Source organism: Peribacillus sp. NPDC097264 (genome assembly GCF_050277925.1).
Lineage (GTDB): Bacteria > Bacillota > Bacilli > Bacillales > DSM-1321 > Peribacillus.
The window spans coordinates 279,546-298,497 of sequence record NZ_JBNNSR010000007.1 but is presented as its reverse complement, the minus strand read 5'-3'; the positions used below and the strand labels follow the sequence as shown (position 1 = coordinate 298,497).

The window sequence follows — 18,952 nt, the reverse complement described above, 5'->3', positions numbered from 1 at the left end:
GATTAGGAAGCAAGGGAATCATGCTTATTTTAACGCTTTCCTAGTTTTGACATTCAATGATTTGCCTGATGCTTTTATTTAGAGTAGCATATAGCTCACAAAAAGGACTGGGGGAGATTATAAATGAAAGCAGTGACAGTGAAGCAACCTGGAGGTGCGGATCAATTAGAATTTGATGAATTTTCCATTCCACGTATAGGTCCTGGTGATTTGTTGATCAAGGTGCAGGCCTCTGCAATCAACAGAACGGATATCATAGCCAGGGAAGGAAAAGCAGGATACATGACCAATCCCATTTTAGGCATCGAAGTGGCCGGTGTAGTATTGGAAGCAGCACCTGGAACCCGTATCGATTTAGGAACAAGGGTAATGGGACTCGTTAATGGTGGGGGATATGCAGAATACGCCGTCATGCCCGCGGACCGGGCAATGTTGGTACCGGAAAACCTCACATTTGAAGAAGCTGCAGCCATTCCCGAAGTATTTCTGACAGCTTATCAAACTCTGTTCTGGTTAGGACAAATAAAAGATCAGGATACCGTGTTGATTCATGCCGGAGGAAGCGGAGTCGGTACGGCCGCTATCCAATTGGCTAAACAAATGACCCAAGCAAAGATCATCACAACCGCCGGTTCGGAAGAAAAACTGGAGTTTTGCCAATCCCTTGGGGCGGATGTATGCATCAATTATAAAAAACAATCGTTCGACGAAGAAGTACTGAAGGCTACTGATAATAAAGGCGTGGATGTAATTCTTGATTTCGTCGGTGCTTCATACTGGGAGAAAAATCTTAGAAGTATAGCCACGGATGGACGCTGGGTGTTAATCGGCATCCTGGGCGGAACCGTGGTGAATCAAGTGAACCTGATGGATCTGCTGCTTAAGAGGGTCCATTTGAAGGGTACCTTATTGACTCCAAGAAGCGATGCGTATAAAAAAGAGCTGACGGAAGAATTCGTCCAAAAAGCGATGCCGTTATTCAAACAAGGAAAAATCAGGGCGATAGTGGATCGAGCCTTCCCGTTTGAAGGCGTCCAAGAGGCCCACCGACATATGGAACAGAATAAGAATACAGGGAAAATAGTCATGAAGGTACATGAATAGAAGCAAAGGGGCTGACCAGAAATTTTCTTGGTCAGCCCCTTTTTCATGATCATCAGAATGTCGATGCAAGCTTTTGAAGGATGCGTTCGATCACTTCATGGATCTGTTCATCCACTTCGCCGTCAATTGCCTCAGGTTTTAGCACTTGTACTTTCTTCGCTTGATAATGATCATAAAGGACATGCTTCAAGGAAAGTCCTTCTTTTAATAAAAAGGAGGAGTGCGTCATGACTTTCAGTGCAGCTTCATCCTGAATGATCAGGATTGTGGGATTCAGCTCATGGAAAATTCCAGCTGCCATTCCCTGTGAATAGAACGAGTGGACGGTAGCCAGCCGCTCTTTTCTCGCCTCCATCTTTCTTGAATAGAGTGCGGGACAGCCAATCTTTAAGTCATTCATGAATATGTCAGAGGCATAAAGCGCCGATAAGACCGTTTGCTCATACACCTTTTGAAGCCGGATCTGATACGATAATGACTCATCGGCAATCATCTGATCGGCTTCATGGATGTAGGAAAGGTAGTATTCGATCACTTCTAAAAGGATTTCTTCTTTTGAGGAAAAGTAATTATATAAAGAAGCCCGGCTCATATTCATCAATTTGGCCATATCTGAAATGGTCAGGGATAGGAACCCTTTCGTACGTACCACGTTCATGATTCTTTTCACATAGGATTTTCTCAATAATTGTTTTTCTTCAGGTGCGATTTTTCGCAAAAACGACACCCCCTTCAATACGAAAATTATATCATACTCCCATTTTCCATGCCTTGAGGCGGATAAGTTTACAAAAAGACGTAAGAGGTTTAAAGTATGAATATAAACACTTTAGACACAATCTATCCATTTAGTCTAAAATAATGGGCGGTTGCTTAAGCACATGAACAATCCCCTCGAAGTGAATGACACAATAGATACATGTAAAGGAGAAAACATAAATGATGAATATAGATTTTACTCGTATGTATATAGATGGAGAATGGCAAACAGGGAATAGTGACAAGTCGATGACGAACGTCAATCCTTTTACAGGTGAAGAACTTTTCACCATCCAGGCCGCTACAAAAGAAGATCTGAACAGGGCCTATGAAGCAGCAAGCCTTGCACAGGAAAAGTGGGCTAACGAACTTCCGCAAGTTAAACGGGCAGTGTTGGAAAAAGCCATCCTTGTCATGCAGGATAATAAGGACCTGATCACCGAGTGGATCATTAAAGAATCAGGAAGTACCTTCATGAAGGCTCAGTCTGAATTCCAAGCTTCCCTCAACATCTTGAAAGAGGCTACCACTTATCCATATCGCATGGAGGGGAAAATCCTTCCTTCACAAGTACCAGGAAAAGAAAATCGTGTGTACCGAAATCCATTAGGCGTAATCGGCATCATCAGCCCATGGAATTTCCCTTTCCATCTGGCGATTCGATCTATAGCCCCGGCACTAGCTACCGGAAATGCGGTCGTCATCAAACCTGCTACAGATACACCGGTCACTGGCGGTTTGATCTTTGCCAGCATTTTTGAAGCGGCAGGCCTTCCAAAAGGCTTGTTGAATGTCATTGTCGGGCGCGGATCTGAAATCGGTGATGATATCGTTACCCATCCGACCCCACGCCTGATTTCCTTTACGGGCTCCACGGAAGTGGGCAGGCATATTGGAGAGCTTGCAGGTCGGGGACTTAAGAAAACAGCATTGGAATTGGGCGGAAATAATGCCTTCATCGTGCTTGATGACGCAAATATCGAGCAAGCCGTCGATTCCGCATTATTCGGGAAATTCTATCACCAAGGACAAATCTGTATGGCAATCAATCGGATTTTTGTCCATAAAGACATTTATGACGAATTTGCTGAACGATTCACCCAACTTGCAGGAAAACTTAAATACGGAAATCCTGCGAATGAGGATACCAATGTAGGACCGCTCATCAACCGAGATCAGGTCGATCGTATCTTAAAAGATATAGAAGGAAGCGTTGAGCAAGGAGCCAAGATTCGCTTGGGCGGACAAGCGAATGGCAATGTTCTTCAGCCGACCGTGATCACTGGAGTGACAAATACGATGCCACTTGCTGAGAACGAAATCTTTGGACCGGTTGCCATCTTGATACCTTTTGAAAATGATGAAGACGCAATCCAAATGGTCAATGCGTATCCATACGGCCTAAGCGGATCCGTTCATTCTTCAAATCTTGAACGTGGCACACAAGTCGCTCATAAAATCCACACAGGCATGATTCATGTTAATGATCAATCCGTTAACGATGAGCCGCACATGCCTTTCGGAGGAGAAAAAGACTCAGGTCTTGGCCGCTTCAATGGAGAATGGGTACTTGAAGAATTCACGACGTTAAAATGGCTGTCCGTTCAACATAACAGCCGTAATTATGGTCCATTCATCAATAGATTGAAATGAATGGGATAAACCGAAAACATCCAAAGAGAACGTTCTTTGGATGTTTTTTGCGCGTATACATTTTTAGAATGATTAAAGGAATGAATTTTCCAGCGTTTATACAAAGTGTGGATATTCATATTAATATTTTTCGATTTCACGGGGGATATGATAAGGTACAAGACATATACCACATATCTTATCAAAACATTGAATAAGGAGAGTCGAACATGGGACAAATCAATGAATTGTTTCGAAAAAGAATTGGAATCTCGGATAGTGAAAAAGTAACGTTTGGAAATATTCCCAACATACTTGAGAAAACGGCCAACACGATTCCCTTTGAAAACTCATCGGTCCTTGCCAAACAATCAAGTGATATCTCCGAAGAAAACATTATGGAGAAAGTCCTGATAAGGAATGAGGGGGGCGTTTGCTATGAACTGAATGCGGCCCTCTATTTTTTCTTCCTCGAAAATGGATTGGAGGTCTCCTTGGTTCGCGGAGTGATATACAACCAAGGATGGTCGATAACCGGAAGAACACATGTAGCCATACTATTAATGCATGAAGGGAAACCCTATTTAGTGGATACGGGTTTTGGAGGGAACTTACCGTTAAGGCCAGTACCGTTAAACGGGGAAACCGTTCACTCTAACAATGGGGAATTCCGGGTGAAACGGATGGATACCGATCATGGCGATCATATCCTGGAACTGAAGCTGAAGCATAAAGATCCTGAATGGAGAATAGGATATGCCTTTGATACGGCACATCCTGTAGAACATATGAGGGAATTGAATGAGGTACAAACCATCATCAGGCAACATCCGAATTCACCTTTTAACAAAAGCCGACTGATCACACGACTTACCGACAATGGGAGTATCACGTTGACGGAAACTTCCTTTACCCGATGGGCAGACGGGAAAGTAGAAAAAGAGGAAGTCGATGAGAAACGTTTTAAAGAGATACTGAACCAATACTTCGCATAATGATGCAAATGGTGATAGGCTAACATGACCTGCGTATCACCATGTCTGATTTAATTTGTCACTATAAAAAACGATGGCTTCTTTATACTGTAAAATGGATTCGTCAGATGTCGTTTCGACTAAAGTGTTTAGAAGGACTGCCATCGCTTTTTCATATTGCTTTAAATTATATAAGGTCATGGAATAAAAAACTTTTATTTGCTCAGAGTCTGGGAATAATAATAGCGCCTCTTCAAGAAGGTTCTGTGCCTCTACATATCTTCCTATTGATCGATAAGTACTTCCCAATCCTAAATAGGCTCCTTCTAAGTCTTTAGGAGGGAGTCCTAATTGAATGGCTTTTTCGTAATGAGGGACTGCCTCAGTTTCCAATCCCAAATTATCGTAGCACCAAGCCATTTGATACTGAAATATGGCATGGTCAGGTTCTTTATTTATTAATGTTTTCATTACGTTTTTAGCATCTTCAAATCTTCTCGCTTTTCGATATGTGAAAACTTTCATCAGTAAATCATTCATAGTAAAAATCCTCCTGCCTCAGGTTGATTTGGTATAGATTGAAATATGACCATTTATATCAAATTCCATAAAAACCCGCAAGAGAAAAAGAGACCAGGAATAAACGTTTTTATTTTTATATTCACCATATAAGCAGGACTATCATGTATCTCTGTCGAATAAAGTACGTTAGGTGAAAAGAGGATGATGAAAAATGAGTAAAGAGAAATATAAGTTTTATTATGTAAATGGAGTAACGGAAGAGTTAGAGGCAAATGAGCCATTAACTGATCATGCGAGCATCATTAACCTGCAGTTAATTCAGAATGCGACGTGGCTTCAAGTCGGCGGCAAACATATAAATTTGGCAAATGTCATTAGTATTGAGTTTGTTGGGGAACAAGATAGACTGAAACAAGACCCAATCCAGTATAGACCCAATAAATAAAGCGCGAGTGTTTTTATTTTGGAGTGGAAACTTTACGAAAAAGAATAATCGAAGGATGGTCATTTATGATCGTCCTTTTTCTTATGGGATGAAATTGGGAGGAAGGACAAGGCATTAAGGTAGCTAGCCCTAGTAAGGTTATCGTACTATTCACCGGTACGAGTGTACTCCTCCCTAGTAATTAAAACTTTTCATAAGAAATCTAGCCCATCATCGAAAAGATTCTACTGAACCAGTAATGGATGATCCAGCGGATGTTTTATATTTATCCAGACTACAAATATAACATTTTTTTATATTTATGTTATATTATGGGATATAAGTAGTTAGTGAGAAAATACCTAAAAAGGTATATCGGAGGGATTTTATGAAGAAGCTTGGTTTACTTAGTTTGTTTTTCATTCTTACTCTTGTAATCTCAGCATGTGGAACCAATGACACAACAGCTGTAAAAGAGAAAGGGAATGGTACCGGAACAGAAGAGAAAAATGAAAAGGTTTACAAAGTGGGTGTGGATACAACCTACCCACCATTTGAATTTAAAGATGGAAATGATTATAAGGGTATTGATATTGATTTAATCCAGGCGATAGCGAAAGACCAAGGCTTTACGATTGAACTTTCCCCAATGGATTTTGGTGGGATCATCCCGGCACTGCAAGCGAATCAGCTTGACGTGGCCATTGCAGGAATGAGCATCACCGATGAAAGAAAAAAGGTAGTGGATTTCTCGGAGCCATATTTCGATGCCGGATTGACGGTGGTCGTCAATAAGGATAATACGGCCGTTAAATCTGTTGATGACCTTAAAGGAAAAACCGTGGCCGTGAAAAAAGGAACGACGGGTGCCAAATATGCACAAGATAATTCTAAGAAACTAGGAATTAAAGTTGTTCAGTTCAATGACAGCCCAGCTATGTTTCAGGAAGTGTCGAACGGAAATGCAGAGGCGCTTATCGAAGATTACCCGGTTATCTCCTATGCAATCACTCAGAAGGACCTAGGCCTACAAATCGTGGGAGATCGTTTGAATGGTGATCAGTATGGCATTGCCGTATTGAAAGGGAAGAATCAGGAGTTGCTGGAACAAATCAATAAAGGGCTTGCCAACCTTAAAGAAGACGGAACATACGATGAGATTTTAAAAACATATCTTGGTGAATAAAGGATGCTTAAGGCGCGCTTAAAGCGCGCCTTCTTTTTTGAAAGGAGATGAAAAGAATGGATATCATTGTTTCGGCGTTACCCTATTTATTACAAGGACTGCAAGTGACGCTATATATATTTGTGATTGCCATCATATTAGGTTTTTTAATCGGTTTAGTCGTGGCGATGCTGCGCCTGGCCCCACTCAAGATATTGAATTGGATAGCGAAGATCTATGTAGACGCGATTCGGGGAACTCCTTTTATCGTTCAATTGTTTTTCATCTACTTCGGGATAAACTCCCTGCAATGGATCTCCCTGAACAATACAACGGCTGGGATCATCACCGTTGCAATCAATGCAGGGGCATACTTTGCCGAGATAATAAGAGCGGGCATACAATCCATTGATAAAGGACAAACGGAAGCGGCGAGATCCATCGGATTCACCAGTCCACAAACGATGCGCTACATCGTTCTTCCGCAAGCTTTCAGAAGAATGCTCCCTACTATCACGAACCAATCGATCATCAGTTTAAAAGACACCTCGCTTCTATCGATCATAGGCATTGCGGATTTGACCCAGCAAGGGCAGATTCAGGCGTCGGCGACATTTGAAGCGTTCAAGATTTGGCTGACTGTCGGTGTAGTCTACTTTATCATCATTTATCTGTTAACCTTGCTTGCTAATTTCATAGAGAGGAGGGTCCAATTAAGATGAGCATGATCACGGTGAAAAATTTAAAAAAATCCTTCGGTCAGGTGGAAGTCCTGAAAGATATCAATGCAGTTGTGCAGGAAAAAGAAGTGATTTGCGTTATTGGTCCTTCGGGTTCTGGAAAGAGTACATTCCTTCGTTGCCTTAACCTCCTTGAGGATGTTACGGGTGGGGAGGTAGTGATTAACGGGCATGAGATAACGAATAAAAAAACGAAAATCAATATAAATAAAGTGAGACAAGAGGTAGGGATGGTTTTTCAGCATTTCAATCTATTCCCGCATAAAACCGTTTTGGAGAACATTACATTGGGGCCCATTAAAATAAAGGATATCGAGAAAGGAAAGGCGGAAGAATTCGCATATGGATTACTGGATAAGGTAGGGCTTAGAGAGAAAGCGAAAAGTTATCCCGGAGAGCTATCAGGCGGGCAAAAACAACGGGTGGCCATTGCGAGGGCACTAGCCATGAATCCAAAAATCATGCTTTTCGATGAACCGACTTCCGCACTTGACCCTGAAATGGTGGGGGATGTTCTAGAAGTCATGAAACAGCTGGCCAAAGAGGGGATGACCATGGTTGTGGTCACCCATGAAATGGGCTTTGCCCGGGAAGTCGGGGACCGTGTCCTATTCATGGACGGTGGGTATATAGTCGAAGAAAACGAACCAAATGAATTATTTGGAAATCCTCGGCATGAGCGCACCCAATCCTTCCTAAGCAAGGTGCTTTAATAGAAAGGGCTTCGTTTAGGGGGCTGATGTCGATGTGTAGCGAAAACGATGCGTTTTAAGGAAGGCAACTTACCCTCAAGGGAAGTTGCCGTTTTTGCGATGGAGAACTTTTTTATGAAGCCTTTTGCATCAACAGATAACCTCTTCTCTACCATGACAAATTCCGAGTTTTTTTGCCTTATTATTTTTGATTTTTATTGATTTACGCTATACTTTATAACAGGACAATAAAAAATGTTATCGTTAAAAGCCACTTGCACCATGGGCTGGAGACTGAAAAATAAGTAGGAACGAAGCGAAATGAAACGGGGAAATCAAATGCATAGTAGAAAGAAAAGAAGTAATAAACTGAAGGTCGTTTCCAAAGTAATCCTTATTATAATCGGTGCGCTTATTGCAGCATACGGATTGGAAGCCGTATTGATCCCGAATAACGTATCGGATGGAGGCGTAACAGGGTTAAGCATCGTTGGTTCCCAATTGTTTGGGTTACCGTTAGGCGTTCTGATTGGAATCATTAACATTCCTTTTGTTTGGTTAGGGTATAAGCAAATCGGTAAGAGTTTTGCTTTTTATTCCGTTATCGGCATTGCCTCGTTGGCAGTCGGTACGGTCCTGATGCATCATGTCCCTACAATCATTGAGGGTGATACATTGCTCGTTACCGTTGTCGGAGGGATCATCATCGGTTTTGGTATGGGTCTAGCATTGCGTAATGGTGGGGCATTGGATGGAATCGATATGTTGGCCGTATTACTTTCTAGAAAATTACCTTTCGGAACAAGTGACCTTATCCTATTCTTGAACACGTTCGTGTTTATTGTCGTTTCCACAGTATTTGGCCTACAGGGGGCTATTCTATCGGCAATCGCATACTTTATTGCGTCTAAAGTCATTCATATCGTGGAAGAGGGTTTAAGTGGTTCAAAAACTTTCAAAATCATTACGAAACAACCAGAATTAATGGTAGAGACGATTCGCGATCGCTTAGGTCGTGGTGCTACTTATAATGATGCTTATGGCGGTTATTCAAATGAGCTATTCAAGGAAATCACTTGTGTCATTAACCGTTTGGAAGAAAGTAAAATGAAAGAAATCATTTATGAAATCGATAAGAATGCCTTTGTGACCGTATATGACGTAGCTGAAGTCAAAGGCGGCAGTTTCAGGAAGCAAGATATTCATTAAAAGTATCTATACAAGGCAACAAGAAAATGACCTCCGTGCTTTATACGGAGTGTCATCTTTTTTTTCTTTCTTATGAATCATGAAGGATTAAGTATATTGCTAGTATTAAAATAATATCTTAGAACATACACTCTTATTAGGATGGAAAGGAAAGAAGGGAAGGGGAAATATGAATTTCGAGATGCAAATGGCGAGAATGCTGGCTGAAAATATAGATGGTTTTGTGAAGTTTGTCCAAGAACAGTACCAAGACGAATGTAATTGCTTTACATTGAATCGGGATAAACTGTATCAGGTGAAGCTTCTAATAGAAGAGTATAAGTTTCAAATATTAGCGGATGAGCTCCAAAGAATAAATCGATTCACTTGGGATGAAACATACACATATTTATTGGTTGATAGATTTAGGGAAGGAATGGCCATCATCGATGAATATGTCGAAAATAACTATCAAGATTTATTCATCTTAACCGCTAGAATCTATACCTTGACTAACTTCAGCCTATCCATAGGCAGGAAGGAATCATTCAAGGAAAGTTGAAAAGGGCCCTGATAGGCCCTTATGTTATTTATATGATTTCATCTTCCTTTTTGGAATTAATTTTTCCTAATTTTCTTTCGTTATGCTAGCCTCTTGAGCTTAATGGAGTCCATATTCATCCTCTGTAGCCTTCGATTTTACCTTATTTAGGTTTAAGGACTTTAGGTAAAGTGATGTTCACTTCCGTTCCTTTCCCTACCTCACTTTTAAAATCAATGATTCCCTGGTGTAACTCGATAATGCGTCTATCAATCATCAGGCCTAATCCTGTTCCTTTTTCCTTCGTCGTATAAAAAGGTTCAAATAGCCTTTTTAACCTTTCTTTCGTCATGCCTGAGCCCTTATCCGTTATTTGGATTAAATAGTGCTGTTGGTTGATGTCTTTCAATGATACTTCTATGTCCCTACTATTTTCGTTGGATGCTTCCAAAGCGTTTTGGATAAGATTCTTCAAAACCTTTGCGATGAGGCTTTGATCACATTCTGCTGAAATCATCGTTTGGTTATGAAAATTGAGCTTAATGCCCTTTATAGCAACCTGACTTTCCAAACTTTTTATAACAGAAGCGATGATAGAGTTAATGGAGCATTCACTAATATTCATAGTTTTATCAGGTTGTGCTATAAACATGAATTTATTGACAATGTCGTCGATTCTATCTAATTCGTTCCTCATGATATCCAGATAATCTTGGATGGAATCATCATTCACATGTTCTTTAATGACTTGGGTGAACCCGAATAGTGAAGTTAATGGATTTCTGATTTCATGAGCGATTCCCGCTGCCAACTCACTAACTACTGATAGTTTCTCTAATTCTTGCATTTTTGTTTCGCTTCTTTTCTGATCTGATATATCGATGGCTGTCCCGATGACCTCCATGACTTGTCCATCCCTCATCATTGGATTTAACGAGGCAACATATTGTACGTCATCGATTTGCCCTTCATATGTAACGCTTTCCCCATTCCACGCCCTTTCATAGTATGTTAGCTTCTCTAAGGCTTGTTTCTGGGGTAAGAAGTCCTCTAAGGTATGACCCACAACCGTGGCAGAAGGGGTGAGCGCATCTGTAATGAACGAACCTTCAACGAAAGTATGAACGAAGTGGTTATCTTTTTTTATGAATTTAAATATAAACCCATTCCTTGGGATGAGTTCGCGGTAGTCAAGCGTATCGAAACCATGTAAGTCTTTATTTTTCATGTTTTTCATCCTTAAAGGTGTTTTGTTTTAAAAGTCTTTATTTTTCATGTTTTTCATCCTTAAAGGTGTTTTGTTTTAAAATTCCACATGTTTCAGGGTAATCCTTCATTATGGAGTATTTTATTTTATCAATTGTAAAAATGGGAATGAAAGAAAGTACTCTTCCATTACGTGTTTGGTGGAAAGAAAAGGTGGCACTTGGCTACTGTTAAAGACAAAATCCCCTGACATGCAAACATGACAAGGGACATCTTCATCAGGAATTATCGAACATTCAAATTCAATTCATACATATGGAAGGAAGCACATCCACTTTTATTTTATGTTATTTCTCCAGTCTTTGAAAATGTCCAAATAGTGGCTATATTTTTCTGTGTCCGTGATTTCCCCACATTCATGCAACACCCAGGGCTGTGGCTGATGAGGAATGCCAACCTCATATCCTTTTTCTATAAATTGCAGGCATTGCGATATATCGTATAAATGCCAACCATCAAAAGGGACTTCTGCCCATGGAAGATCATATTGAGTGGCCATTAAAACGCCATCCAAAGCCTGGACTTCCTGATAAGCGTAGTCCGCCTCTTCAAATAGAAGATATCTGTATGTTGAACGATGCTCAATGATTTTTCCTGCCGTTCGAGGACTTTCCCACCAAATACCGTTGTCTGGGATGGACTTGGCCCCAATGACGCCAAACATCCCAAGCTGAGGATGCTTTTTAAACAAAAATAGTAAATCAAATAAAAAGCGTTTGTTTAAAATCAGCGTATCTTGATGCAAATAGACTTTATATTTTGCATCGGTTTGATTCATCGCTGCATTATAACCAGCGGCCATGCTAACTGCACCACGTATGGGCAGGATTTCAATCTGTAAATGTACGGGTACAGTCAAATGGTGAATATGTCGGAGACACTCCTTATATTGTGCTTCATCATTCACGCAAGATATAAAACATACCTTCTCATAAATAAAAAATCCCTCCCTGTATTAAACGGGCCTTGCCTTTATCACATATTGATAAGCGGCGGCTTCTGTTTTAAAATGCTCATTATTCATTTGAAAGCTCCGGTTCACTGCTTCAAGTGCTTCGATCATCTGATTGTAGCGCGGATTGGAGTATGGGATGATCGTCAGGTTCTCCACGGCGTAGCCACTAGACTCGAAGAGCTTCACGATCTCCCTCCTTGTAAAAAAGCGATAATGTGTCTTATCTAATAGCCCGGCATCTGTATAGGTCCATGCTCCGGCTAATAAACTCTCTATGATGGTAATATGTCCAACGTTAGGGATACTGGCCAATACACACCCATTCTCTGATAGCAGGGGTTTAACCTTTTTTAGTGCTTGATCAGGATTAATCAAGTGTTCCAGAACATCCCCGAAAATGATGGCATCGAATGGTTTCCTGCTTAGAGGTAGATTTACTGGATCGACCATTTCAATATTTTCTACAATGACTTCATCAAGTTTACCTGTAGCGATTTCTGCGGCACTTGGAAAAAGTTCAATTCCCGCAACAAAAGCCCCCGTTTCAGCCTTAATCGCTGCTCCTAGGTTTCCTTCAGCACAGCCTATTTCGAGAACCTGTTTCACATTCGATGGCACCATTCCTAAAAGTGTATTATTTACTCCTTGATAATACTTCACATTTTTAGAAGCATAGTCCTCAAAACTTGAATGATCATTCAATCGCTTTCCCTCCTTGGACCCAAATGACATTTTCTCGTTTTTTTATAATCATAACAATAAATATATGCATAGACGTTTTTATATGTGAGAGAAGCTGACTTTTAAAGACTACTAACTTCATTTGACCTGCAATAAGTCGCTAAGTATGCTTAGCAGACTCCAAATGGGTTTGCTTTTTTTCTTTATTTTGTATAGGACAATCTTGTATCCGTAAATGCTGAAAGAAAGGAGGCGATGAAGGAATGGGCACTTTTGAAGTTCTGTCTCTCATGCTTGGTTTTGGGATGTTTGTCATTGCGATTCTTGATTTTAAAAATCATGATAAGAATTCTTGAATGGGTGGCTATAGATCATGGGCCCTGTGTGATAGGCTTGGCCATGGATTCTTTATATAACGGCACCTCACTCTGGATTGACAAAGCACAGGGCTACCCTTATTGTACTAGTAGACCGGTTGTTATAATTTTCAAGGAGTGATTCAGTATTGTCTGAAAAACCAACTTCCAAAGACATCCTTATTGAAGCGGCTTCTCGTCTTTTCAGAATCCGGGGTTATTATGGTGTAGGGCTAAAGGAAATCATTGAGGAAAGCAGTATTCCCAAGGGTTCACTTTATCATTATTTTCCAAAGGGGAAAGAAGAACTGGCTATTGAAGCGATTAACCATGCTAAGGATCTTGTCTTACGGGAGATAAAACATGTATTCGACAGCAATGATGATCCTGTTAAAGCACTTCAAGATCATGTTTATGAATTATCGAAGTTATTCGGTGAGAATGGGGATCTCGTTGGCTTGCCGATAGGTACGATAGCGGGCGAGACATATTCCACGAGTGAGCCAATAAGATTGGCCTGTCAAGATGCGTTTACACAGTGGCAATCCATTTATGTGAATGAGTTTCTGGATGCGGGATATAGTAGAGAGCGGTCGAAGGAGCTAAGTTTTGCCATTAACGCTTTGATCGAAGGGGGCATCCTGTTATCGTTAACAGCGAAAAGCGCAGAACCCCTACAAGCAATTTCCAAGCTTATTCCGTCATTATTCATGAACAAGTAAGAGATACAGAAAAACTATGATTAGCTAGGTCTATTCAGTTAGTAATTGGAGGGAATTATTTTTATGTCAGATGCAACACAGCAACAAAATTCGACACCCGTCATTAGAACGACCCCTATTTTGATCGCTTTCCTAATAGCAGGATTCATCGGATTATTTAGTGAAACAGCTTTAAACATGGCATTGGGTGATTTAATTGAACAATTCAGTGTCAGCCCATCCACGATCCAGTGGTTAACGACAGGCTACCTGTTGACGCTTGGAATATTAGTTCCGGTTTCAGGGCTTTTGATCCAGTGGTTCAGTACTCGTCAACTATTCTTTGCTTCATTGGTGTTCTCCATCATTGGAACGCTCATCGCCGCATTAGCGCCAGGTTTTGGTCTTTTGCTAGTAGCCCGTGTAATTCAGGCAATTGGAACAGCACTGTTATTGCCTCTTATGTTCAATACGATATTATTGATATTCCCAGTTCATAAACGGGGAGCAACGATGGGTCTAATGGGGCTCGTCATCATGTTCGCACCAGCGATCGGACCAACAGTTTCTGGCTTGATTCTTGAACACCTTACTTGGCATTGGATTTTCTGGATTTCGTTGCCTTTCCTTGTGGCCGCATTATTATTTGGCTTGATATATATGCAAAATGTCTCTCCAATCACTAAACCAAAAATTGACGTGCCATCGATTATTTTATCGACGATTGGTTTTGGCGGAATCGTATATGGCTTCAGTATGGCCGGGGACAAAGGATGGGGTAGTGCCATCGTCTTGATTACACTCATTGTCGGATTGATTGGCCTGCTCTTATTCTCCTTAAGACAATTGAAAATGGAAAAGCCGATGATCGATTTAAGCGTGATGAAATACCCTATGTTCACGTTAGGGCTCATTACCGTTTTCCTTGCTTTCATGGTCATCCTATCTTCCATGATTCTTTTACCGATGTACTTACAAACGGGTATGGCATTGGCTGCATTCACGGCTGGACTTGTACTCTTGCCTGGTGGTGTCCTGAACGGGATCATGTCGCCAATAACGGGACGTATCTTTGATAAGTATGGTCCTAGAGGGTTGGTCACTCCAGGATTCATCATCATGATTATCGTGTTATGGTTCTTATCGAACGTCACGACAGAAACGACGATCACCATGATCATCATCCTGCATTCTTTATTGATGGTAGGGGTTTCCCTTGTCATGATGCCAGCACAGACGAATGGTCTTAATCAACTTCCGAAAGAATTGTACCCTGATGGAACGGCTCTAATGAATACATTACAGCAAGTGTCGGGTGCAATTGGTACGACAGTGGCGATCACCATCATGTCTGCTTCCCAAAAATCTTATATGATGAAATTGGAAAATCCATTAGACCCAGCTGCCATAGGAGCTTCATTGACAGCAGGTGTTCAAGATGCTTTCATTTTCGGTCTGCTTCTTGCGGTCGCCGGACTGGTTGTTTCCCTCTTCATTAAAAACGCACGTGAAAAGTAAATAAAAAAAATTAGCCAGAGAGAGAGTGATTCTCCTCTGGCTAATTTTTTTAAATCGGTAGTAATCAAGCTAGCTTGGATTTCTTAAGTTCTTCCATGGCAGCATGTTCTTTTTTACCATGTAAGAAGTAGTATAGGACGGTAGTGACAAGGACGGTAATACCCAGGATGACGTACAATGTACTGTATCCCGTTTTTGGAATGATGTATCCAAGAAGGTAAGGCCCAAATCCGAGCCCTGCATCAAGTGCAATGAAGAACGTTGATGTGGCTAACCCCATCCGGTGAGGCGGTGTCAGTTTGACTGCAATGGCCTGTGTGCTTGATTGCATGTTCCCAAATCCGAGTCCAATCAAGATACCGGACAATAGTAATGTAAAGCTATTTGTTGCTGTACTTAGGAGTAACATTCCCCCGGCAAAAATGATGAATGTCGGATACATAATGTAGTTTGCACCTTTGGAGTCCATCAATCGGCCTGTGAAAGGACGCGATACCAATACGGCAACAGCGTAGACCAGGAAGAAGAAGCTGGCTGTGCTGACCAGGTCGATTTCAATCGCATAGAAGTTAATATAAGAAAGGACGCTGGAATAACAGAATGCCACTAACAAAGTGATGATTGCAATTGGGACGGCATTCGGTTCAATAAAGCTAGAAAGCTTAAAGCCTTTCACCTCAGCTGTTTTAGTTGAGATCTCTAATTTCGGTACATATATGAAAAGAGCCGTCAGTACCCCGATGATGCCCAAGGCTACACAGAAAATCAATATCACTTGGAAGCTTGTATGCTGACTTAAAGATAGCCCGATGAAAGGTCCGATTGCTGTGGCTAATGTTGCACTCATGCTGAAATAGCCGATTCCCTCCGCTTTACGCGTAATCGGTATGATCTGGGCGACGATCGTTCCAGATGCAGTTCCGGCCATCCCCATTGTAAAACCATGAATTAAGCGGTTGGCGAGGAGGAAAGGAACCCCGAAATCCACAAAGTATAAAAGGGTAGCCAAGGTGAAGAAGACTAATCCGATCAATAATGTATTCTTCCGGCCAATGGCGTTGATGAAGCGACCGATCAAAAGCCGTCCAATCAATGAACCGATGATGAAAATTCCGGTAATGAGTCCTGCCTGGCTCGTGGTAGCACCATATTCTTCTACGGCATAGACCCCGATCGTGACCATTAATAAATAAAAGATTAACGTAATGAAAAAGTTGACGGAAGAAACGATGATAAAATCTTTCGTCCATAATTTTGGTTTAGCAGCTTGTTGCAATTTTTTGTCTCCTCACTTTATAAGTTTATTTCTTATGCTTTCCATGACGCGTATAGCTTCTTGTTGCTCAGCCTCCGAAACGCCTATCAGGATGTCCTGTTCGAATCGGTCTATCGTTACACGCACTTCCAGATAAACGGTTCTCCCCAGCTCAGTAAGATGCATGATTTTTTCACGCTTATCCTTACCAGGAATCTGTTCAACGTACCCGAGTTCTTCTAAGCGGTTAATCGTCCTTGTGACGGTCGGTTTTTCCACACCTTGATAATTGGATAACTCTACAAGCGTCGAAGGTCCGTCATTAAATAGGCGATATAAGATCGTCCATTGGGCCCTGTATAGATGGTGTTTACCAAGCTGTATATTGAGGTTGTTTTCAAAGGGTCTATATAACAACATTAGTTGATGGAAGAATTTACGATATGTCTCGATTTTTATTGCCTCCTCACCGATAATAGTTACCCTTGGTAACTATAGTAGTGTACCAGATATGGTAAGGGTCTGTATAGTGCTATTTTTCTTGTTTTGTGGATTGGGAAATTCATTTGATGCAAAATAAGAAAGTTTAGGATTTACAAATAGGGCTACATATAGAATAGTATTGGAAAAAGTAAGCAGAAACTTTGACCGTTAATCTGCATCAATGCTACGCTAACTTTTCTATAGTATGTAATAAAAATCAAGGAGGAACATGCATGACACAATCAACGCAACAAACGATCACACTGGCAAACCGTCCAAAAGGGATGCCTTCCAAAGAAGATTTCAAATTTGTGGAGAGTGAAGTTCCCTCACCGAAAGAAAATCAGATTTTAATACGGACGCTTTATTTATCCGTTGATCCTTATATGCGTGGAAGAATGCAAGATACTAAATCCTATATTGCCCCATTTGAGTTGAATAAAGTCATTACTGGTGGCGTCGTGGCTGAAGTGGTGGAATCCAAATCGTCCAGCTTCAAGCAAGGCGATGTCGTTGTGGGAAATATCGACTGGGCGGAATATACGGTCGTAAATGAAAAGCAAGTCAGGGTGATTGATCCTAAAGTGGCACCAATCACGACTCATTTAGGCATACTGGGCATGACGGGATTGACTGCATACTTTGGGTTACTGGATATCGGTAAACCGCAAGAAGGCGAAACGGTCGTCGTTTCCGGAGCGGCTGGAGCTGTCGGTTCTGTCGTTGGACAGATCGCAAAAATCAAAGGTGCCAAGGTAGTGGGGATTGCCGGTTCTGATGAGAAAATAGAGTATTTAACAAAAGAACTGGGCTTTGACGGAGCTGTTAATTATAAGAAGGAAAGTTTTGAAACGGATTTGAAGAATGCAGTCCCTGATGGAGTCGATGTGTATTACGATAATGTTGGCGGCCAAGTAACGGATGCCGTTTTCAAACTGTTAAATATGAATGCGCGTATCCCATTATGTGGTGCAATCTCTTCTTATAATGCAGAAGGTAAAGATTTTGGGCCACGCCTGCAATCGGCCATGATCAAAACAAGCGCACTTATGAAAGGCTTCACGGTCGGGAATTATGCAGATCGTTTCCAAGAAGGAGCTTCAGATTTGGGGCAGTGGCTGCAACAAGGTAAACTGAAGTACGAAGAAACCATTGTGGAAGGGTTCGAAAACACCCCTGAGGCATTCTTGGACTTATTTAAAGGAAAGAACCTAGGGAAGCAGCTTGTCAAAGTTGCCGATCCGGAATACGCAGTTCTTTAAGTTTTTATACTGGGCATAGTGGAGGGAGACCTTTACTATGCTTTTTTTATGGTCCATGAAAGGGAACGCGTTAACTATTTTATAGGGAATGCACGAAATATGTGTAAAAATGCCATATTTCGTTATAAAATGTATATACAGACAGAAAGGGTGATGGATGATGTCAAATGTTGCGAAATTTCGAGATTTTTTAATGCGTGAAAAAATCCATATGAATGAGTTCAAAGAGGAAGATATCACCTTTTTCAGAGTGGAACAGAAGTTGAAGGATGGATGGAAGGTCCTGTTAGTCTTTTCATTTAATCAAGATGAAAAAGTGGCGGATTTATTTTGTTTTAATGTAACGGAGCTAAAGAATCCCGATAAGAAGGCAGCCGTTCATACGTTATTGAATGAATATAATGCTCAATTCCGATTTTCAAAGTTATATGAGGAAAATGGGACGATTTCGATTCGCTATTCGTATTCCTTTGATGGTGAATTTTTACCGGACTTGGCATTCCGAAAGCTGATCATGTTGCTTGAAACAGCGGAACAAGTTTATCCAAGGCTTATGGAAGTGATCTGGTCTTAATGTTTGGAAGAATCCTTTTGCCGGGAACTTTTTAACATCTCTATTGGGCCGAAACATATACTAATTCTATCTCCAGGAATTATTATTATTTTTTTCGAAAAGACTATTGCACTTTTGTGAAATTAGCTATATAATTATTTTTGTTGTTAGTAATTCGACA

The 18,952-nt window shown here is 41.0% G+C and carries 21 protein-coding genes; 14 read left to right on the top strand and 7 right to left on the bottom strand.

From position 1 onward, the window contains the following. The first annotated feature begins 123 nt into the window (after positions 1-123). The gene (locus ACQKL0_RS13730; protein WP_427688094.1) at positions 124-1,104 is read left to right on the top strand and encodes an NAD(P)H-quinone oxidoreductase; all 981 of its coding nucleotides are present in this window, start codon (positions 124-126) and stop codon (positions 1,102-1,104) included. 52 nt (positions 1,105-1,156) lie between these two features. On the opposite strand, the gene ACQKL0_RS13725 is transcribed toward ACQKL0_RS13730, so the two are convergent. After that, on the bottom strand, positions 1,157-1,822 hold the full coding sequence (locus tag ACQKL0_RS13725) for a TetR/AcrR family transcriptional regulator (RefSeq protein WP_402867479.1): 666 nt from the start codon (positions 1,820-1,822) through the stop codon (positions 1,157-1,159). A 224-nt stretch (positions 1,823-2,046) separates the two neighbouring features. Here ACQKL0_RS13725 and ACQKL0_RS13720 point away from each other — a divergent pair, with 224 nt between their 5' ends. Both ACQKL0_RS13720 and ACQKL0_RS13715 read left to right on the top strand, forming a co-directional pair. Further along, entirely contained in the window at positions 2,047-3,516 is a 1,470-nt protein-coding gene (locus tag ACQKL0_RS13720) for an aldehyde dehydrogenase family protein (RefSeq protein ID WP_427688124.1), read from the top strand. A gap of 209 nt (positions 3,517-3,725) precedes the next feature. Next, positions 3,726-4,490, top strand: a complete 765-nt coding sequence (locus tag ACQKL0_RS13715; RefSeq protein ID WP_427688093.1) for an arylamine N-acetyltransferase family protein — start codon at positions 3,726-3,728, stop codon at positions 4,488-4,490. Positions 4,491-4,526: 36 nt separating this feature from the next. On the opposite strand, the gene ACQKL0_RS13710 is transcribed toward ACQKL0_RS13715, so the two are convergent. After that, positions 4,527-5,009 (bottom strand): tetratricopeptide repeat protein, encoded by a 483-nt coding sequence (locus ACQKL0_RS13710; protein WP_427688091.1) that lies wholly within the window; start codon positions 5,007-5,009, stop codon positions 4,527-4,529. 193 nt (positions 5,010-5,202) lie between these two features. Here ACQKL0_RS13710 and ACQKL0_RS13705 point away from each other — a divergent pair, with 193 nt between their 5' ends. The 6 genes from ACQKL0_RS13705 (at position 5,203) to ACQKL0_RS13680 (ending at position 9,762) form a co-directional block, all read left to right on the top strand. Continuing rightward, positions 5,203-5,436 carry a hypothetical protein gene (locus ACQKL0_RS13705; protein WP_402867482.1) on the top strand — a complete coding sequence of 78 codons (234 nt, stop codon included), beginning with the start codon at positions 5,203-5,205 and terminating at the stop codon, positions 5,434-5,436. Positions 5,437-5,803: 367 nt separating this feature from the next. Continuing rightward, positions 5,804-6,601 carry a transporter substrate-binding domain-containing protein gene (locus ACQKL0_RS13700; RefSeq protein WP_402867483.1) on the top strand — a complete coding sequence of 266 codons (798 nt, stop codon included), beginning with the start codon at positions 5,804-5,806 and terminating at the stop codon, positions 6,599-6,601. A gap of 56 nt (positions 6,602-6,657) precedes the next feature. Beyond that, positions 6,658-7,302, top strand: a complete 645-nt coding sequence (locus tag ACQKL0_RS13695) for an amino acid ABC transporter permease (protein WP_402867484.1) — start codon at positions 6,658-6,660, stop codon at positions 7,300-7,302. Then, the gene (locus ACQKL0_RS13690; RefSeq protein WP_402867485.1) at positions 7,299-8,033 is read left to right on the top strand and encodes an amino acid ABC transporter ATP-binding protein; all 735 of its coding nucleotides are present in this window, start codon (positions 7,299-7,301) and stop codon (positions 8,031-8,033) included. Before ACQKL0_RS13695 ends, ACQKL0_RS13690 begins: the two co-directional genes overlap by 4 nt. A 300-nt stretch (positions 8,034-8,333) precedes the next feature. Next, a complete protein-coding gene (locus ACQKL0_RS13685; protein ID WP_402867486.1) occupies positions 8,334-9,221 on the top strand; it encodes a YitT family protein in 888 nt (295 codons plus the stop codon). 169 nt (positions 9,222-9,390) lie between these two features. Beyond that, positions 9,391-9,762, top strand: a complete 372-nt coding sequence (locus ACQKL0_RS13680) for a hypothetical protein (protein WP_407407581.1) — start codon at positions 9,391-9,393, stop codon at positions 9,760-9,762. A gap of 142 nt (positions 9,763-9,904) precedes the next feature. Here the strand turns inward: ACQKL0_RS13680 and ACQKL0_RS13675 are convergent, their stop codons facing one another. The 3 genes from ACQKL0_RS13675 to ACQKL0_RS13665 all read right to left on the bottom strand — a co-directional run bounded on the left by ACQKL0_RS13675 (position 9,905) and on the right by ACQKL0_RS13665 (position 12,664). Then, positions 9,905-10,969, bottom strand: a complete 1,065-nt coding sequence (locus tag ACQKL0_RS13675; protein WP_427688088.1) for an ATP-binding protein — start codon at positions 10,967-10,969, stop codon at positions 9,905-9,907. Positions 10,970-11,284: 315 nt separating this feature from the next. Then, entirely contained in the window at positions 11,285-11,944 is a 660-nt protein-coding gene (locus ACQKL0_RS13670; RefSeq protein ID WP_427688123.1) for a glycosyltransferase family protein, read from the bottom strand. Between the two features lie 18 nt (positions 11,945-11,962). Further along, positions 11,963-12,664: a class I SAM-dependent methyltransferase gene (locus ACQKL0_RS13665; RefSeq protein WP_427688086.1), complete on the bottom strand. Its 702-nt coding sequence runs from the start codon at positions 12,662-12,664 to the stop codon at positions 11,963-11,965. Between the two features lie 242 nt (positions 12,665-12,906). Between ACQKL0_RS13665 and ACQKL0_RS13660 the strand changes: the two genes are divergently transcribed. The 3 genes from ACQKL0_RS13660 to ACQKL0_RS13650 all read left to right on the top strand — a co-directional run bounded on the left by ACQKL0_RS13660 (position 12,907) and on the right by ACQKL0_RS13650 (position 15,218). Continuing rightward, entirely contained in the window at positions 12,907-12,999 is a 93-nt protein-coding gene (locus ACQKL0_RS13660) for a putative holin-like toxin (RefSeq protein ID WP_402867491.1), read from the top strand. 149 nt (positions 13,000-13,148) lie between these two features. Further along, entirely contained in the window at positions 13,149-13,721 is a 573-nt protein-coding gene (locus ACQKL0_RS13655; protein WP_402867492.1) for a TetR/AcrR family transcriptional regulator, read from the top strand. Positions 13,722-13,784: 63 nt separating this feature from the next. Next, complete coding sequence (locus ACQKL0_RS13650) at positions 13,785-15,218, top strand: DHA2 family efflux MFS transporter permease subunit (RefSeq protein WP_427688084.1); 1,434 nt, start codon at positions 13,785-13,787, stop codon at positions 15,216-15,218. A gap of 64 nt (positions 15,219-15,282) precedes the next feature. Here the strand turns inward: ACQKL0_RS13650 and ACQKL0_RS13645 are convergent, their stop codons facing one another. Together ACQKL0_RS13645 and ACQKL0_RS13640 are read right to left on the bottom strand one after the other, a co-directional pair. Then, positions 15,283-16,494 carry an MFS transporter gene (locus ACQKL0_RS13645; protein WP_402867494.1) on the bottom strand — a complete coding sequence of 404 codons (1,212 nt, stop codon included), beginning with the start codon at positions 16,492-16,494 and terminating at the stop codon, positions 15,283-15,285. Positions 16,495-16,506: 12 nt separating this feature from the next. After that, positions 16,507-16,893 carry a MarR family winged helix-turn-helix transcriptional regulator gene (locus ACQKL0_RS13640; RefSeq protein ID WP_402867495.1) on the bottom strand — a complete coding sequence of 129 codons (387 nt, stop codon included), beginning with the start codon at positions 16,891-16,893 and terminating at the stop codon, positions 16,507-16,509. Positions 16,894-17,189: 296 nt separating this feature from the next. Between ACQKL0_RS13640 and ACQKL0_RS13635 the strand changes: the two genes are divergently transcribed. Further along, a complete protein-coding gene (locus ACQKL0_RS13635) occupies positions 17,190-18,218 on the top strand; it encodes an NADP-dependent oxidoreductase (protein WP_427688082.1) in 1,029 nt (342 codons plus the stop codon). 160 nt (positions 18,219-18,378) lie between these two features. Next, complete coding sequence (locus tag ACQKL0_RS13630; protein ID WP_427688080.1) at positions 18,379-18,792, top strand: YbjN domain-containing protein; 414 nt, start codon at positions 18,379-18,381, stop codon at positions 18,790-18,792. The last annotated feature ends 160 nt before the right edge of the window (positions 18,793-18,952 follow it).

What these genes read in the sequence shown, in the direction of transcription:
- ACQKL0_RS13730 (WP_427688094.1), top strand. Translation starts at nt 124, where the DNA reads ATGAAAGCAGTGACAGTGAAGCAACCTGGAGGTGCGGATCAATTAGAA.
- ACQKL0_RS13690 (WP_402867485.1), top strand. Translation starts at nt 7,299, where the DNA reads ATGAGCATGATCACGGTGAAAAATTTAAAAAAATCCTTCGGTCAGGTG.
- ACQKL0_RS13705 (WP_402867482.1), top strand. Translation starts at nt 5,203, where the DNA reads ATGAGTAAAGAGAAATATAAGTTTTATTATGTAAATGGAGTAACGGAA.
- ACQKL0_RS13635 (WP_427688082.1), top strand. Translation starts at nt 17,190, where the DNA reads ATGACACAATCAACGCAACAAACGATCACACTGGCAAACCGTCCAAAA.
- ACQKL0_RS13650 (WP_427688084.1), top strand. Translation starts at nt 13,785, where the DNA reads ATGTCAGATGCAACACAGCAACAAAATTCGACACCCGTCATTAGAACG.
- ACQKL0_RS13695 (WP_402867484.1), top strand. Translation starts at nt 6,658, where the DNA reads ATGGATATCATTGTTTCGGCGTTACCCTATTTATTACAAGGACTGCAA.
- ACQKL0_RS13680 (WP_407407581.1), top strand. Translation starts at nt 9,391, where the DNA reads ATGAATTTCGAGATGCAAATGGCGAGAATGCTGGCTGAAAATATAGAT.
- ACQKL0_RS13715 (WP_427688093.1), top strand. Translation starts at nt 3,726, where the DNA reads ATGGGACAAATCAATGAATTGTTTCGAAAAAGAATTGGAATCTCGGAT.
- ACQKL0_RS13685 (WP_402867486.1), top strand. Translation starts at nt 8,334, where the DNA reads ATGAAACGGGGAAATCAAATGCATAGTAGAAAGAAAAGAAGTAATAAA.
- ACQKL0_RS13675 (WP_427688088.1), bottom strand. Translation starts at nt 10,969, where the DNA reads ATGAAAAATAAAGACTTACATGGTTTCGATACGCTTGACTACCGCGAA.
- ACQKL0_RS13660 (WP_402867491.1), top strand. Translation starts at nt 12,907, where the DNA reads ATGGGCACTTTTGAAGTTCTGTCTCTCATGCTTGGTTTTGGGATGTTT.
- ACQKL0_RS13630 (WP_427688080.1), top strand. Translation starts at nt 18,379, where the DNA reads ATGTCAAATGTTGCGAAATTTCGAGATTTTTTAATGCGTGAAAAAATC.
- ACQKL0_RS13720 (WP_427688124.1), top strand. Translation starts at nt 2,047, where the DNA reads ATGAATATAGATTTTACTCGTATGTATATAGATGGAGAATGGCAAACA.
- ACQKL0_RS13640 (WP_402867495.1), bottom strand. Translation starts at nt 16,893, where the DNA reads ATGTTGTTATATAGACCCTTTGAAAACAACCTCAATATACAGCTTGGT.
- ACQKL0_RS13700 (WP_402867483.1), top strand. Translation starts at nt 5,804, where the DNA reads ATGAAGAAGCTTGGTTTACTTAGTTTGTTTTTCATTCTTACTCTTGTA.
- ACQKL0_RS13710 (WP_427688091.1), bottom strand. Translation starts at nt 5,009, where the DNA reads ATGAATGATTTACTGATGAAAGTTTTCACATATCGAAAAGCGAGAAGA.